Origin of the sequence: Undibacterium pigrum, from assembly GCF_003201815.1 — a bacterium.
Classification (GTDB): Bacteria; Pseudomonadota; Gammaproteobacteria; order Burkholderiales; family Burkholderiaceae_D; genus Undibacterium; species Undibacterium pigrum.
Window position 1 is genome coordinate 86,598 of record NZ_QJKB01000003.1, and the last position, 14,793, is coordinate 101,390.

Genomic DNA, 14,793 nt, shown 5'->3' on the forward strand with positions numbered 1-14,793 from the left:
CCGGCGAAAGCTGGCGGCCAGCCAACATTTGAAAAGGCAAGCATGAAATATCTGCACACCATGGTGCGTGTCACCGATCTTGAAGCATCCCTGCGTTTTTATCGCGATGCACTTGGGCTGGAACTGGTACACCAGAAAGAATACCCAAAAGGCCGCTTTACCCTGGTTTATCTGGCAGCCCCTGGCGACCATGATGCCCAGGTTGAACTGACCTATAACTGGGACCCTGAAGAATATACCGGTGGCCGCAACTTTGGCCATCTGGCTTACCGCGTCGATGATATCTACCAGTCATGCCAGCGCCTGATGGATCACGGTGTCATCATCAACCGCCCTCCACGTGATGGACACATGGCCTTCGTGCGCTCACCCGATAATATCTCCATAGAATTGCTGCAGGCGGGCGAACCACTGGCCCCTGCCGAACCCTGGGCATCCATGCCGAATACGAGTGCCTGGTAAGGCAGGCACCGTTTGCTCAGGCAGATCAAAAAAAGCAGACCAGTGTCTGCTTTTTTTATTGATGATAATCAGTACGACGGGCTTCCTTGTTCATAGCACGTATCAGGATAACGACAGCAACAAAAAATGCGATACCGATGAAGGTGAAAATGCCAGTCCACATAAAGAAATCCAAACTCGTATGAATGATATTTCTTTATATCAAGCTTAAATATATTAAGTCAATATCAAGTCTGGCTTTTTGACTTTCTTTATCAATTGACAAGCAAATTCAGACCCTCCGCTTAACGCTCAAAACCTGTTTGCGATCTGTAGCGAGCTGGCGTCAGCGGGTTCAGTGCAACATAAGAGCAGTGCAAAAAGCGGAATGTACTCTAGTACATGAGCATTTTGAGCAGCACATGAGGCCCTGCATTAAATCCAATTGCATTCATGCTTTAAGATCGGAAGCAGGTTTTCAGACATGTCCATGTCGGCGGAAGTAAGCAATCAGGCCGCTGGTCGATGTGTCCAGATGGGAATCATAATCCTGGTTACCCAGGATAGCTGGCAAGAGCCGGTTTGCCAGCTGCTTGCCCAATTCCACACCCCATTGATCGAAGGAGTTGATGCCCCAGATCACGCCTTGCACAAACACCTTGTGCTCGTATAACGCCAGCAGCATGCCTAACTGGAAGGGATCAAGACTGGGCATGAGTATGGTGGTCGATGGCTGGTTACCGGCAAACACCTTGTGTGGCAAGAGCCTGGCAATATTGGCGTCACTGAGGCCTGCCTGCGACAACTCTTCACGTGCCTGCGCCTCGGTCTTGCCAAAGGCCAGTGCCGCGCTCTGGGCCAGACAGTTTGCCAGCAAGGGTGCCTGGTGACCTGGCAATGGGTAATCACTGGAAGCTGCCACCACAAAATCACAGGGGATGAGCCAGCCGCCCTGATGCAGGAGCTGGAAGAAAGCATGCTGGCCATTCACGCCTATCTCGCCCCAGACTATGGGGTTGGCACGGCAAGTCAGGGCTTCGCCATCACGGCCTACGGCCTTGCCATTCGACTCCATCTCCAGTTGTTGCAGGAAGGCTGGCAGATGGCGTATGGATTCGTTATACGGCAGGATGGCCGTTGTCTCTGCCCCAAGGAAGTTGGTGTTCCAGATAGAGATCAGGGCCAGTAATACCGGCAGGTTCTTTTCCAGCGGCGCATTGCAGAAATGCTTGTCCATGGTTTCAGCACCTGCCAGCAGGCGCTCAAAACCATTCATGCCTATCGCCAGGGCGACTGACAGGCCGACAGCTGACCACAGCGAATAACGCCCACCTACCCAGTCCCAGATTTCCAGGATATTTGCATCAGGGATACCGAATTCATGCGCCTTGCCCGGGCTGGAAGTGACTGCAATGAAATGCTTGCTGACGGCCCACTCTTCCATCGCAGCTGCCATCAGCCAGGTACGGGCAGTCTGGGCATTGATGCTGGTTTCCTGTGTTGTAAAAGTCTTGGAAGCGACGATGAACAGGGTCGTGCGCGGGTCCAGTTTTTCCAGTAGCGGGGCCAGGTGGGCACTGTCGAGGTTGGAGACATAATAGAAATCCAGGCCGGGATGCTGGTAGGCAGACAAGGCACGCGTCGCCAGCTTGGGCCCCAGGTCAGAGCCGCCTATGCCTATGTTGACAATAGTCTGTATCGCATCCCCCTTGAAGCCGCGCCACAAGCCACTACGCACCCTTTCAACGATGTCACGCATCTGTTTGCGCACTGCCCTGACCTTGGGCATGACATCTTCTGCTTCATTCGGGAAGGGCGTGAAATCGGTATGTCGCAATGCTGTATGCAGGACGGCGCGGTCTTCACTGATATTGATTTTTTCACCAGCAAACATGCGGTCCCGCCAGCCTTCCACTTTGGACAGACGCGCCAGGGACATCAGGCTATCCAGCGTTGGCTGGTCTATGCGCTGCTTGGAATAATCTACCAGCAAACCATCCAGCTCCACCGAAAAATGGGCGAACCTGTCACTATCTGCCGCAAACAACTCGCGCAGATGTTGTTGCTCCAGCCTTTGTTGATGCGCCAGCAGGGCTTGCCATTCGGGGGTATGGGTAATGTTCATAGTCTTCCTGAAAGATAAATCTCTTGCCTCAGATTATAGGTCAGGCAATTATGCATGCTGCAAGCTTATTTATTGCTAAAATAAACATTAATTAACTAATTCAAATAGTTGCAGACAAAAACCTGATCTGGAATTATCGTAAACGAAAATTAATGCAATGTGGATTTGCAGGGGAAACAGATGAACATGTTAGACAGAAGGGACATAGGCATCTTTATCGTGGACGATAACGATATCAGTCGCTCCATGCTGCGACACATCCTGAACAGCGAGGCCTTTAATGTCATCGGTGAAGCTTCCAGCGGCGTGGCTGCACTGGACTGGCTGGAAAAAACCATACCGGAAATAGTTTGCCTGGATGTGATGATGCCGGATATCAGCGGACTGGAAATACTTGAGCACATCAAGAAAGTCTCCCCTGACACCGTGGTGCTGATGGTCACTGGCAGCAACAGTAAAGAAACGGTGGTCAAGGCCATCAAGGCTGGGGCGAATGGCTTTATCGTCAAGCCCTTCAATCCCGCTACCCTGCTGCAATCCATCAATTATTCCGTGACAAAATCACACAAGCAGCTACGCACCCTTATAGACCGCAGAAAAGCCTGGAAGCAAACCGGACTCTTGTAGTTATATAAACTGAGTTGTATAGAAATCAGTTGTAAAAAACTCAGACCTGACGGCTGCTCAGCAAATTGGCCATGGCAACATAGGCTTCCAGAGCGATGGTCTCTGGCCGCAATTGAGGATCAACTCCGCAAGCAATCAAATCTGCTTCCGACAATAAACCGGCGACGCAATTGCGCACAACCTTGCGTCGTTGCGAAAATGCCTTGGTGACGACTTCTTCCAGTTTTTTGATATCGCAAGGCAGGGCACCCGGCTTGGGTATCATGCGCACGATGGCAGACTCTACGCGTGGTGGCGGATCAAATGCCTCTGGCGGCACGATGAACATCAATTCCATGTGATAGCGTACCTGCAGCATGACCGACAGACGGCCATAAGTCTTGCTGCCTGGCTCAGCAACCATGCGCTCGACCACTTCTTTTTGCAGCATAAAATGCTGGTCTTCTACCAACGGTGCTATCTCAGCCAGATGAAATAGCAAGGGGCTGGAGATGTTGTAAGGCAGGTTACCCACCACGCGCAGCTTCTGGCCTTCAGGCACAGGGATGGAGGCAAAATCAAATTGCAGGGCATCACCCTCGTGGATGACGAGTTTTTCTGGCGAGAAGTTTTTCTTGAGGCGAGCCACCAGGTCTCTGTCCAGCTCGACCACATGCAATTGCGTCAAACCATCAAGCAACTGGCGTGTCATAGCGGCCAGACCCGGGCCTATCTCGACCATGGTTTGTCCAGGGCGCGGGTTGATGACGCGCGTGATATTGCTCAAGACCAGTTCATCGGTCAGGAAATTCTGGCCAAAACGTTTACGAGGGATATGTTTCATATTTTTCTTACTTATTTTTTCTTGCTTATTTTTCTTGCTTGTTGACCATGTCAGCAGCAACACGCATCGCCACCAGCATACTGCTGACATCCGCGTAACCAGTGCCTTTGGCAGCCAGATCCAGGGCCGTGCCATGATCAACCGAAGTACGTATCAGTGGCAAACCCAAAGTGATATTCACACCCAGTCCAAAACTCGCATGCTTGAGGACCGGCAAACCCTGGTCATGGTACATGGCCAGTATGCAGTCAGCCTGCTCCAGGTATTTTTGCTGGAACAAGGTGTCCGCAGGATAAGGGCCACTGACCTGCATACCAGCTTCTTGCGCTTTTTTGATGACGGGCGTGATGACTTCAATTTCTTCCATGCCCAGATAACCGTTTTCACCTGCATGCGGGTTCAGGCCAGCTACCAGGATACGTGGGTTCTCTATGCCAAATTTGCTGCGCAAGTCGGTATGGATGATTTCCAGTGTCTTCCACAGGTCATCAAACTGTATGGCATCAGCAACTTGACGAAGTGGCAAATGCGTGGTCGCCAGCGCCACTCGCAGTGCTTGCGGCAAATGATCATTGGCTTCACTGGCCAGCATCATGACGACGCGACCGGTATAGGTTTTCTCTGCGAAATATTCAGTATGGCCGCTGAAAGCGACACCGGCATCATTGATGGTGCTTTTTTGCAGTGGCGCCGTAACAACAGCTTCACACCATTTGCGCTGGACGCTTTCGATGGCGACATCCAGGGTCTGCAAAACAGCACGACCATTGCGCGGGTCCAGCTGACCGGCAATCACAAAAGCATTCAGGGGACAATCGATGATGGTCAGGCGTTCATTGCCCGAGGCCGGCAAGCCCTGATGACGCAAGGCTTGCAGGGACACTCCCATCATGCTGATGGCAGGATCAATCTCGGCTGCCAGCATGGACAGATAGGCGGTGTCGCCTATCAGCACCGACCTGACTTCATGCCTTAACTGCCAGGCAGCCCGTATCGCAATTTCAGGCCCTATGCCAGCCGGTTCGCCTACGGTTACCGCGATGACCGGCAAACTGGGCTGTGGCATTATTTATCTTCCAGACGATAATCAACGTAGGCGCGGTCACGCACTTCGCGCAACCAGTCTTGCAAGGCTTCATCTGATTTGCGATCACGTACAGCCTGGCGCGCTGCTATACGTTGACGGTCTTTAGACAATTCATCAGTCTTGCGCTCCAGTACCTGGATCAGGTGTACACCAAATTGTGTGACAACTGGTTCACTGATCTGGTTGATTGCCAGCTTGTCCATGGCTTGCTCAAACTCAGGCAAAGTAGAACCTGGGAACAACCAGCCCAGATCGCCACCCTTGGATGCCGAGCCATCAATTGAATGCGCCTTGGCCAGGTCTTCAAACGTTGCTTCCTTGGCTTCTATTTTTTTCTTGAAATCCAGCAATTTCTGACGGGCTTCTTCTACCGTAACGATCTGGCTGACTTTCAGCAAAATATGACGCACGCGGCTTTGTTGCTCTGCAGCGGCTGCCTTGGTGTCATTGGCTGCACGCTTGCCATTGACTTTGATGATATGAAAACCATTCGGGCTGCGCACTATCTCGGAGAATTCACCTACCTTGACTTTGCTGATGGCATCGACAAACAAAGGCGGCAAGCGGTCTTGCTCACGCCAGCCTATGTCGCCACCTTTCAGGGCTTCAGAACTGTCGGAATAAGTCACGGCAGTCTTGGCAAAGTCTGCGCCACCACGCAGTTTTTGCAAAGCTTCTTCAGCACGCTGGCGACGCGCCGCGATTTGTTCGGCAGAAGCTTTTTCAGGGATACTGACCAGGATGTGGGCCAGATTCAATTCCTGCTTGGCAGATTTGTTGTTGGCTTCTGCTGCAAGGTAATTGTCGATTTCTGTTTCAGACACTTGTATCTTGCTGTCTACTTCGCGCTCACGGATGCGCTGCTTGAGAATGTCATCGCGAATTTCTTCGCGGAATTTTGCGTAGGATGTACCTTCACGCTCGATCTGGTTACGGAACTCTTGCAAGGACATTTTGTTTTGTTCAGCCAGACGCAACATGGTGCGATCCAGCATGACATCGTCTACGCGCATGCCATTTTCTTTGGCCAGTTGCATTTGTGCACGGTCAATAATCATGCGTTCCAGCAATTGCTTTTGCAAGGCAGCACGGTCAGGCAAAGGCGTGCCCTGCTTTTTCAGGCTCATTTCTACTGCCAGGATTTGCTCATTCAACTCTTGACGGGTAATGACCTCATCGTTCACGACCACGACGATGCTATTCACCGTTTGAGCCTTGCTTTGTACAACTTTAGCTGGCGCAATAGGGGTAAGTTTGACTTGTGACCAGGCTGTCGTGCTGGCGAGCAAACCTGCAGAAACTGCCAGTGCAGTGAACAAGTTAGTAAGTAAGTTAGTGCGCAAGTTACTTTGTTTCATTTGCAATAAAGGTCGCATATTGGTCCAAAATCCTGTTAAGCCATTCCCGTTATAGAGGCACAAAACGGGCAAAAGTTGCAATATACACGTTCGTTCCGGTTTCACAAACTACGGGCGAAGCAATATATATTGTTAGTAAAGCAAATTATTCATCCACAGCAACATACTAGCGTTCACTACCAGACTGATAACCAGAAATATTTTTCCTCAGTGCATCAATAGGGTTGGCACCAAACCCCAGTCTGGCCAGACCGTTCAGTTCCAGCTGTATTGAGAAGCCTGAAGTATTGCTGATGCTGGTTGTCGCAAAGCGTTGCGCCAGGAAACGCAAAGACCAGCAATCTGCCTTGTATTCAAAACCAAGCAAACCATCCACCATCTTTTTATCCATCATGGAGTAATTGCTCCTGCCCACCATATACCAGCGGTCGGCCATAGGCCATTGCGCTGAAACATCGATTTGTTCCAGGCTATTGCGCTGGTAGCGATATTCAAGATTCAAGACTTTTTTCGGTGCTGGCTGCCAGTGTATGCCATAGTTGGCACGCACAGACTGCCTGTCCGTCTGGCTAAGTTGCAAGGCCATCTCGCCACTCAGGGTAGAGGACAGTTTGCCGGTAGCAGCCAGCAACAGGTCAGAACGGCTATTGCTGACAGTATTATCCAGCGTTACTTTTTGCGTATTGAAATAGAAACGCTGACCGATAGCCAGCTTCAGGCTTTCATCGCCATTGCCTTCGATGAAGCGTGAAATAAGGGCGGCGGTAATCTGATTGGAATCCCCTATCCTGTCCTGGCCAGTAAAGCGGTTTTCACTGAAAATCTGGGCAAAGTTAAAGTCAGCTACCGCACTATCAAAATTCGGCATGCGTGACTGGTCACGATACGGTGTGTTCACGTAGAACAAACGCGGCTCCAGGGTTTGCGTCAATTCCTTGTCGAACATCGTGGTCTTGCGTTCAAACACCAGGCCACTATCAACAGAGAACGTAGGAACGACACGATGGAAATCAGTTTCCTTGCCTGGCTCCGGGTTTATCAGATGATAATTGGTCGCATGGAAAGACACTTTGGGAATAACGAAAGCCCCAGCCTGCACCAGAGGCAGGGAAATCTGGGGATTGAAGACCATGCGGTCACCACGCACCAGGGTAGGATGCCAGAAGCGTGTCAATATGCTGTCGACTGACCAGTCTATCCCGGCCACGTCATGCTGCTCTGCATGCAATTGCAATTGCGGCAAGCGATCATAAGGGCGGGCAATAGGTGCTGCCAGATCTTGCAAAACCTGGTAATTCGACGTCCTCAGACCGAGGTTCCAGAATGAACCATAGTAAGTCAGGTTAGCTTCACGTAATAACAGGCGTTGCGCAGTCTTGGTAATGGTGCGCGAAAAATCTGCAGGATAATCATCATCAGAAGCTGAGTTGATATTCCAGGACAAGACCAGTTGCGGCAATAATTGTTGCTGGTGTATCGATGCCACCGCGTAGCGATTGGTCTTCGTCACTCTGTCGTTCCACAGGCCCTCTACACTGGTTTCGCCTGAATAAGTCTCGCCTAGATAACGCCCTTCCAGACCCAGTTGCAGACCGCGCCTGGCGATCATCTTGGGGTAAACCGTCAAATCACGGTTGGGGGCAATATTGAAGTAATACGGGAGAGTCAGTTCCGGCCCGCCCTTGGAAGATGCACCCAGAATAGGCGGCAACAAACCTGAATGACGCGCACCTGACAGCGGGAAAGTCAGTGATGGTGTTGCCAGTATGGCCACACCCTTGAAATACAAGACAGACTTACCTGCAATACCGCGGTCCAGACCTGTATCCAGGTTCAGCGTGTCGGATTCCAGATACCAGTCCGGGTTCAGACCTTCACAGGTACTGTAAGTACCGCGCGTGATAATGGAGCGCTCTTCATCCTGGAAATCAATGCGGGCAGCATGGCCCTGGGCATTATTGCGCAAGAGTTTATAGACGGGATTGCTGACATAACCGGCGCTGGCATCAAGCTGCATGCGCAAGGCGTCACCGGTATAGCAATCACCATAGCGATTCATGCGTATCTTGCCACTGGCTTCGACTTCATCTTCAAGATTACGGTAAGTGGCTTCATCGGCATTGATGCGGGTGCCACCTTTGACGACCTCAACATTATGCTCAAACTTGAGATAGCGTTCTGGCCGGCCTGTGAATTTTTCAGCAGTAACGACCACAGGTGCGTTCTTGTCTTCCTGCTTTTGCTTTTCGCTCAGCTTTTCTGATTGTTTCAGGCCGGGGAGCGACTCTTTGGACGTCTTGTCACCAGATGGCAATGAGACAGGCGTCGTCAGAGGCGGTTGCATGGGTGTTGGTGCCTGAACTTCTTCCGGCTTGGCGGTAATCACGTTCTGAGCCATCGCCTGAGAAAAATAGGCAGGCACCAAAACCGACACCAGAATTGCCGGGATAGTAGGAAACAACAGCGGTGAGTGAGATAATACGGGTTTCCTGCGCATGAATTCAGTGGTCAATAAGCGTTTTGCCAACAATGCTGGACGATGTCATACAGACAATATGCCAGAAATCAGTCGCCTATTATAGGTTAAATGCTGGCAAAACCACTTGAAGTATGCAGACAAACTAACTTCCATTAAATTTTATACATGTCCTCCACAGCAATCCCAGCGAATTCTGCAACATCTGCAGCGATCTCCATCGAAAAAGAACAACGCAAGCAGGCGCTGCAAACCTGGCTTGCGGGCATCAACGGTCATGCCATGAAGCTTGATAGCATGCGTGCAGCATCTGCCGATGCCAGTTTTCGCCAATATTATAGAATTGATACTGAAGACGGCAGCAGTCTGATCGCAGTTGATGCACCACCCGCAACAGAGAATACCGCAGCCTTTATCAAGATGGCGAATCTCTTGAAAAGTATCAACCTGACTGTGCCTGAAGTACTGGCACACGACCTTGAGCAGGGTTTTATGCTGGTAACGGATATGGGTATGCATACCTATGGCCAGATCTTGAACAGCGACAATGCCCACAAACTATATCTGGATGCGATAGACAGCCTGATCCTGTTCCAGGCGCAAAGCCAGGCCGATGTCTTGCCTGAATATGACCGCCCCTTCCTGCTGCGTGAATTGAATATTTTCAAGGAATGGTATGTAGGCAAGCATCTGGGTGTCACCCTGACTGATGCGCAAACTGCCACGCTGGATAAAGTATTTGATCATTTGCTGGCCAGTGCACTGGCGCAGCCGCAAGTGTATGTGCATCGCGACTATCACTCACGCAACCTGATGTGGATGGACAAGGGTAATCCCGGCATCATCGATTTCCAGGATGCAGTATATGGCCCCATCACTTATGATCTGGTGTCGCTGTTGCGCGACGCCTATGTACAGTGGGATGAAGAAATCGTGCTCGACTGGGCCATACGCTACTGGGAAAAAGCCCGCCGTGCAGGCTTGCCAGTGGCACCGGACATCGACAGCTTCTATCGTGATTTTGAATGGATGGGCTTGCAGCGTCATCTGAAAATCCTCGGCATTTTCGCCCGTCTGTCACACCGAGATGGCAAGCACCATTACATCGCTGATATCCCGACTGTCATGGAATATGTGCGCAAGACTTCGCATCGCTACAAGGAACTGATCCCTCTGTTGCGTCTGCTGGATGAACTGCAAGACAATGCGCCGCAAGTTGGCTACACCTTCTAAGGCGGAGCAATAAAAATCATGAAAGCCATGTTACTTGCCGCCGGGCGCGGCGAACGTATGCGCCCATTGACTGATGCCTGTCCCAAACCCTTGCTGAAAGTGCGCGGCAGGCCGCTGATCGTCTGGCATATCCTCAACCTGGTCAAAGCTGGCATCACCGAAATGGTCATCAATCATGCCCACCTGGGCCATATGATAGAGGATGCTCTCGGTGATGGTTCGCGCTTTGGTGCAAAGATACAATACTCAGCCGAAGAACAGCCGCTGGAAACTGCGGGTGGCATTGCCAAGGCTTTGCACTTGCTGGGTGATGATCCCTTTATCGTGGTCTCTGGAGATATCTACATCCCCCACTTCAATTTTGCTGAATGCCTCAATACCCTGGAAGAAAATGACCCCTGGGGTAATCCGCATCCGGCAGACAAACGCGATATAGCTTGGCTATATATGGTGAAGAATCCCAGCTTCCACCCGACGGGTGACTTTGCCCTGACACTGATGGGTTTATCGAATGAAGGCACGCCCCGCCATACCTTTGGCAACATCGGCGTGTATCGCCCGGAAATGTTTGCATCGATACGACCTGGTGACCACGCCAAGCTAGGCCCCCTGCTGCGCGAATACATAGATGCAGGCCGCATAGGTGGCGAGCTGTACCGCGGTGAATGGCATAATCTGGGCACACCGGATCAACTTGAAGCGCTGAACGCGCCATTGAATTTCAAAGGATAAGCATGAGCATCAACACCACTAACTATTCTGCACGTCGCCAGCAACTGATGTCACAAATGCAGGCGCAAGGTGGTGGTGTAGCAGTCATACCAACTGCACGCGAATGGATACGCAATAGCGACAATCACTTCCCTTTTCGCCACGATAGTCATTTTTATTATTTGTCCGGCTTCACCGAGCCGGAAGCGGTGGTCGTGCTGGTCGCCACTGCCGACAAACAGCAGTCGATTTTGTTTTGCCGCGAAAAAAATCCTGAACGTGAAATCTGGGATGGTTTTCGATTTGGGCCAGAGGCAGCGGCTAAGGAATTTGCTTTCGATGCAGCCTACCCCATCGCCAGCCTGACAGACAAACTGCCAGAATTGCTCAGTGATGCTCGCGCTGTGTTTTACAACACAGCGCAAGAACCGCATATCGACAGCCAGATACAACAAAGCCTGCAAGCCGTGCGCGACAAGGGTCGTAGCGGCATCAAGGTCCCGTCCATTACGGTGGATGTACGAGAACTGATCGATGAAATGCGCCTGTTCAAGGATGCGTCAGAAATCGCCCTGATGCAGCGTGCTGCCAGCATTTCTGCCGATGCCCATGCGCGTGCCATGCGCAGCACCAAACCCGGCAAATTTGAATATGAACTGGAAGCGGAATTATTGTATGAATTCCGCCGCAATGGTGCGCAGGCACCGGCCTATGGCTCCATCGTCGCCACGGGTGCCAATGCCTGCATCCTGCATTACCAGAGCAATCAGGCACAAATCAAGGATGGTGATCTGGTATTGATTGATGCAGGTTGTGAATTCGATAGCTATGCATCTGACATTACCCGTACCTTCCCTGCCAATGGCAAGTTCAGCCCAGCGCAAAAACGTCTATATGAAATCGTACTGGCGTCACAGCAGGCAGCACTGGAATGTGCACGACCAGGTTCTGTGTATATGGATGGCCACAACGCAGCAGTACGCGTGCTGACTCAGGGCATGCTGGATACTGGCCTGCTGGATAAAAACAAGGTCGGCAGTCTTGATGATGCAATAGCCAGCGCAGCCTTCCGCCAGTTCTATATGCATGGCACAGGGCACTGGCTGGGCCTGGATGTACATGATGTTGGTGACTACAGAGCTGCCGAAAAAACCGGGGATACAAGGGCTTACCGCCAGTTGCAGCCCGGTATGGTCATCACTATAGAACCCGGCATTTATGTGCGCCCTGCCGAAGGCGTGCCGCAGGAATACTGGAACATAGGCATACGCATAGAAGACGATATCCTGATCACGCCAGATGGTCATATCAACCTCAGCCGCGACACACCAAAAACCGTAGCAGAGATAGAAGCAGAGATGGCGAAAGCTTAAGGTTCACAAATGACTCACACCATCAATGATGTTGATATTGCGATATGTGGCGCTGGCCCTGTCGGCCAGGCACTGGCTTTATTACTGCAACAGCAGGGTTATGCAGCTGAGCGCATTGCGCTGTACGACGCCAAGACTGCAGAGCAGGCAGAACAGGATGCGCGCTCCATCGCTATTTCCTATGGCAGCAGGCAAATCCTGCAGGCCGCTGGTGCATGGCCAGTCAGGGCCACCGCCATACAGGAAATTCATGTTTCACGCCGAGGGCATTTTGGCCGCAGCCTGATGCGGGCGGCTGACTATGCAGTGCCAGACCTGGGCTATGTAGCCCGCTATGGCGACATCATACGGCCATTGCAAACAGCCATCAGCAATAAGGGCATACGCATACAGCGGCCAGTAAGTGTCAGCAATATAGAAGAAGCTGCAGACCATGTGCGCCTGACACTAAGCCATGCAGACACAGGGGAAACCAGCCATGTCAGCGCCAGCATCGTCATACAGGCAGAAGGCGGTACTTTTGGTGACCAGGAACAACGTAGCCAGCGTCATGATTACCAGCAAACCGCCATCATCGCTCACGTCAATACCGATGCCCAGATAGCCGGGCGCGCCTTTGAACGCTTCACCGAACAAGGCCCGCTGGCCTTGTTGCCGCAAGAAGATGGCTATGCCCTGGTCTGGTGTGTACGGCCTGAGCAGGCAGAGCATTTGCTGGCACTGGATGAGCAGGGTTTCAAACAAGCCCTGCAAACTGCTTTTGGCTATCGCCTTGGCAACTTTATCAAGACTTCAGCACGCTTGTCCTACCCGCTGGGCCTGAATGCGCAGGCGCATGCCACGGCCCGCACAGTTGCCATTGGTAATGCCGCACAAACCCTGCACCCGGTTGCGGGGCAAGGCCTGAACCTGGGCCTGCGCGACAGCATGGTACTGGCACGTGCACTGACACGGCACTTGCATGATACTGCCAGCAGCGATCGCGCGGCCGCCTTGCAAGCCTATCTGGCAGAACGCCAGGCCGACAGGAAGCTGACCATACGCATTACCGACAGCATGGCCCGTGTATTTGCCAGCAGCCCTGATGGCTCATTCAGCCAGACCTTGCTCGGCCTGGGGCTGGGTGCACTGGATATGGTGAAGCCAGCAAAGCGTATGCTGGCAGAACAAATGATGTTTGGCTGGCGCTGAGCGCACACAACGGTGCGCTCAATTCACCAACTCACCAACTAGTTTCTGATCTCCAAAGCACGGTTCAAGCTCAGCGCAGCTATTGAACAAGCTGCGCCAGACAACAGGTAGAGACTGACATATTCCAGCCCGAAATGTGCTGACAAGCCCAGTGCCACCAGTGGGGCGAAACCGGCACCGACCAGCCATGCCAGATCAGATGTCAGGGCAGCGCCGGTATAACGGTATTTGGGAGCAAAATTGGAAGTCACCGCACCCGATGCCTGTCCGTAGGACAATCCAAGTACGCCAAAGCCCAGCAGAATAAAGATATCCTGCCCCAGCTCACCGCCATCCAGCAAGGCGGGTACGAAGCCACTCAGCACAGCAATCATCAGTGCCAGTGCGAACAACATTTTGCGGCGACCAATACGGTCAGCGATGAGGCCAGAAATAATAATGCCCACGATCATGAAGACTGCGCCAAACATTTGTATTTCCAGGAACTCGGTTAGAGAACGTTTGGAATAAATCGTGATCCACGACAAGGGAAATACCGTCACCAGATGAAACAGCGCGTAGCTGGCCAATGCGGCCAGCGCACCGATGAGCAGGTTACGCCCCTGTGAACGGGTCATTTCGATAATACTGGTTGGCTCCAGTTCGCGCTCATCGAGTAAATGCTTATATTCATTGGTAGAAACCAGGCGCAAACGGGCAAACAAGGCAACTACGTTGATCGCGAAAGCGACATAGAAGGGGTAGCGCCATCCCCATTCCAGGAAATCTTCCGTCGACAGGTTGGCGAGCATGTAGGCAAAGAGACCAGCAGCAATCATGAAGCCGACAGGTGCACCAAGCTGACCCAGCATGGCATACCAGCCGCGCTTGTTTTCTGGTGCATTCAAGGCCAGCAAGGACGGCAGACCATCCCAGGAACCGCCCAGTGCAAAGCCCTGCCCTATACGCAGCAAGGACAAAAAGATAATGGAAGTGACACCCAGATGCGAATAGGTTGGCAGGAATGCAATGCCAGCGGTAGAAGCACCCAATAACACCAGGGCGATGGTGAGCTTGGCTTCACGTCCCAGGTGTTTCTGGATTTCCATGAAGGCTACTGTTCCAAACGGCCGTGCCAGAAATGCAAATGAAAAGATGACGAAAGCATACAGTGTGCCTTCCAGCCTTTGTTCAAATGGAAAGAAAACCTGGGGGAAAACCAGCACAGAGGCCAGCGCATAAACAAAGAAGTCAAAATATTCCGAGGCCCTGCCGATGACGACGCCAATGGCGATTTCGCCTGGAGCAATAGAGGAATGGTCGGAATGATGGTCTTTCATATGACCGCTTCCAGCAGTTGTCATATGGA

At 51.9% G+C, this 14,793-nt stretch carries 12 protein-coding genes; 6 read left to right on the plus strand and 6 right to left on the minus strand.

Going from position 1 to position 14,793, the window contains the following annotated elements:
* Positions 1-42 precede the first annotated feature (42 nt).
* Positions 43-462, plus strand: a complete 420-nt coding sequence (locus DFR42_RS11260) for a VOC family protein (protein WP_110255089.1) — start codon at positions 43-45, stop codon at positions 460-462.
* Positions 463-919: 457 nt separating this feature from the next.
* Here DFR42_RS11260 and pgi read toward each other — a convergent pair whose 3' ends face one another.
* Positions 920-2,566 carry a glucose-6-phosphate isomerase gene (pgi, locus tag DFR42_RS11265; RefSeq protein WP_110255090.1) on the minus strand — a complete coding sequence of 549 codons (1,647 nt, stop codon included), beginning with the start codon at positions 2,564-2,566 and terminating at the stop codon, positions 920-922.
* Positions 2,567-2,746: 180 nt separating this feature from the next.
* On the opposite strand from pgi, the gene DFR42_RS11270 reads away from it, so the two are divergent.
* Complete coding sequence (locus DFR42_RS11270) at positions 2,747-3,193, plus strand: response regulator (protein ID WP_211324270.1); 447 nt, start codon at positions 2,747-2,749, stop codon at positions 3,191-3,193.
* A gap of 40 nt (positions 3,194-3,233) precedes the next feature.
* Here the strand turns inward: DFR42_RS11270 and rsmA are convergent, their stop codons facing one another.
* The 4 genes from rsmA to DFR42_RS11290 form a co-directional block, all read right to left on the minus strand.
* Positions 3,234-4,016, minus strand: a complete 783-nt coding sequence (gene rsmA / locus DFR42_RS11275) for a 16S rRNA (adenine(1518)-N(6)/adenine(1519)-N(6))-dimethyltransferase RsmA (protein WP_110255091.1) — start codon at positions 4,014-4,016, stop codon at positions 3,234-3,236.
* A gap of 25 nt (positions 4,017-4,041) precedes the next feature.
* Complete coding sequence (gene pdxA / locus DFR42_RS11280) at positions 4,042-5,082, minus strand: 4-hydroxythreonine-4-phosphate dehydrogenase PdxA (protein ID WP_110255092.1); 1,041 nt, start codon at positions 5,080-5,082, stop codon at positions 4,042-4,044.
* Positions 5,082-6,479: a peptidylprolyl isomerase gene (locus DFR42_RS11285; RefSeq protein ID WP_245936931.1), complete on the minus strand. Its 1,398-nt coding sequence runs from the start codon at positions 6,477-6,479 to the stop codon at positions 5,082-5,084. Before DFR42_RS11285 ends, pdxA begins: the two co-directional genes overlap by 1 nt.
* Before the next feature lie 148 nt (positions 6,480-6,627).
* A complete protein-coding gene (locus DFR42_RS11290) occupies positions 6,628-8,922 on the minus strand; it encodes an LPS-assembly protein LptD (protein ID WP_211324272.1) in 2,295 nt (764 codons plus the stop codon).
* Between the two features lie 297 nt (positions 8,923-9,219).
* Between DFR42_RS11290 and DFR42_RS11295 the strand changes: the two genes are divergently transcribed.
* The 4 genes from DFR42_RS11295 to DFR42_RS11310 are packed head-to-tail and all read left to right on the plus strand — an operon-like array spanning position 9,220 to position 13,445.
* Entirely contained in the window at positions 9,220-10,170 is a 951-nt protein-coding gene (locus tag DFR42_RS11295) for an aminoglycoside phosphotransferase family protein (RefSeq protein WP_245936954.1), read from the plus strand.
* A gap of 18 nt (positions 10,171-10,188) precedes the next feature.
* Complete coding sequence (gene murU / locus DFR42_RS11300) at positions 10,189-10,902, plus strand: N-acetylmuramate alpha-1-phosphate uridylyltransferase MurU (protein WP_110255096.1); 714 nt, start codon at positions 10,189-10,191, stop codon at positions 10,900-10,902.
* A 2-nt stretch (positions 10,903-10,904) separates the two neighbouring features.
* Positions 10,905-12,254: a Xaa-Pro aminopeptidase gene (gene pepP, locus DFR42_RS11305; protein ID WP_110255097.1), complete on the plus strand. Its 1,350-nt coding sequence runs from the start codon at positions 10,905-10,907 to the stop codon at positions 12,252-12,254.
* Positions 12,255-12,263: 9 nt separating this feature from the next.
* On the plus strand, positions 12,264-13,445 hold the full coding sequence (locus DFR42_RS11310; protein WP_110255098.1) for an FAD-dependent monooxygenase: 1,182 nt from the start codon (positions 12,264-12,266) through the stop codon (positions 13,443-13,445).
* Positions 13,446-13,483: 38 nt separating this feature from the next.
* On the opposite strand, the gene DFR42_RS11315 is transcribed toward DFR42_RS11310, so the two are convergent.
* The gene (locus tag DFR42_RS11315) at positions 13,484-14,788 is read right to left on the minus strand and encodes an MFS transporter (protein ID WP_170133521.1); all 1,305 of its coding nucleotides are present in this window, start codon (positions 14,786-14,788) and stop codon (positions 13,484-13,486) included.
* Positions 14,789-14,793 lie beyond the last annotated feature (5 nt).

What these genes read in the sequence shown, in the direction of transcription:
- pepP (WP_110255097.1), top strand. Translation starts at nt 10,905, where the DNA reads ATGAGCATCAACACCACTAACTATTCTGCACGTCGCCAGCAACTGATG.
- DFR42_RS11310 (WP_110255098.1), top strand. Translation starts at nt 12,264, where the DNA reads ATGACTCACACCATCAATGATGTTGATATTGCGATATGTGGCGCTGGC.
- DFR42_RS11295 (WP_245936954.1), top strand. Translation starts at nt 9,220, where the DNA reads ATGAAGCTTGATAGCATGCGTGCAGCATCTGCCGATGCCAGTTTTCGC.
- DFR42_RS11285 (WP_245936931.1), bottom strand. Translation starts at nt 6,479, where the DNA reads ATGCGACCTTTATTGCAAATGAAACAAAGTAACTTGCGCACTAACTTA.
- DFR42_RS11260 (WP_110255089.1), top strand. Translation starts at nt 43, where the DNA reads ATGAAATATCTGCACACCATGGTGCGTGTCACCGATCTTGAAGCATCC.
- rsmA (WP_110255091.1), bottom strand. Translation starts at nt 4,016, where the DNA reads ATGAAACATATCCCTCGTAAACGTTTTGGCCAGAATTTCCTGACCGAT.
- pdxA (WP_110255092.1), bottom strand. Translation starts at nt 5,082, where the DNA reads ATGCCACAGCCCAGTTTGCCGGTCATCGCGGTAACCGTAGGCGAACCG.
- pgi (WP_110255090.1), bottom strand. Translation starts at nt 2,566, where the DNA reads ATGAACATTACCCATACCCCCGAATGGCAAGCCCTGCTGGCGCATCAA.
- DFR42_RS11270 (WP_211324270.1), top strand. Translation starts at nt 2,747, where the DNA reads ATGAACATGTTAGACAGAAGGGACATAGGCATCTTTATCGTGGACGAT.
- murU (WP_110255096.1), top strand. Translation starts at nt 10,189, where the DNA reads ATGAAAGCCATGTTACTTGCCGCCGGGCGCGGCGAACGTATGCGCCCA.
- DFR42_RS11315 (WP_170133521.1), bottom strand. Translation starts at nt 14,788, where the DNA reads ATGACAACTGCTGGAAGCGGTCATATGAAAGACCATCATTCCGACCAT.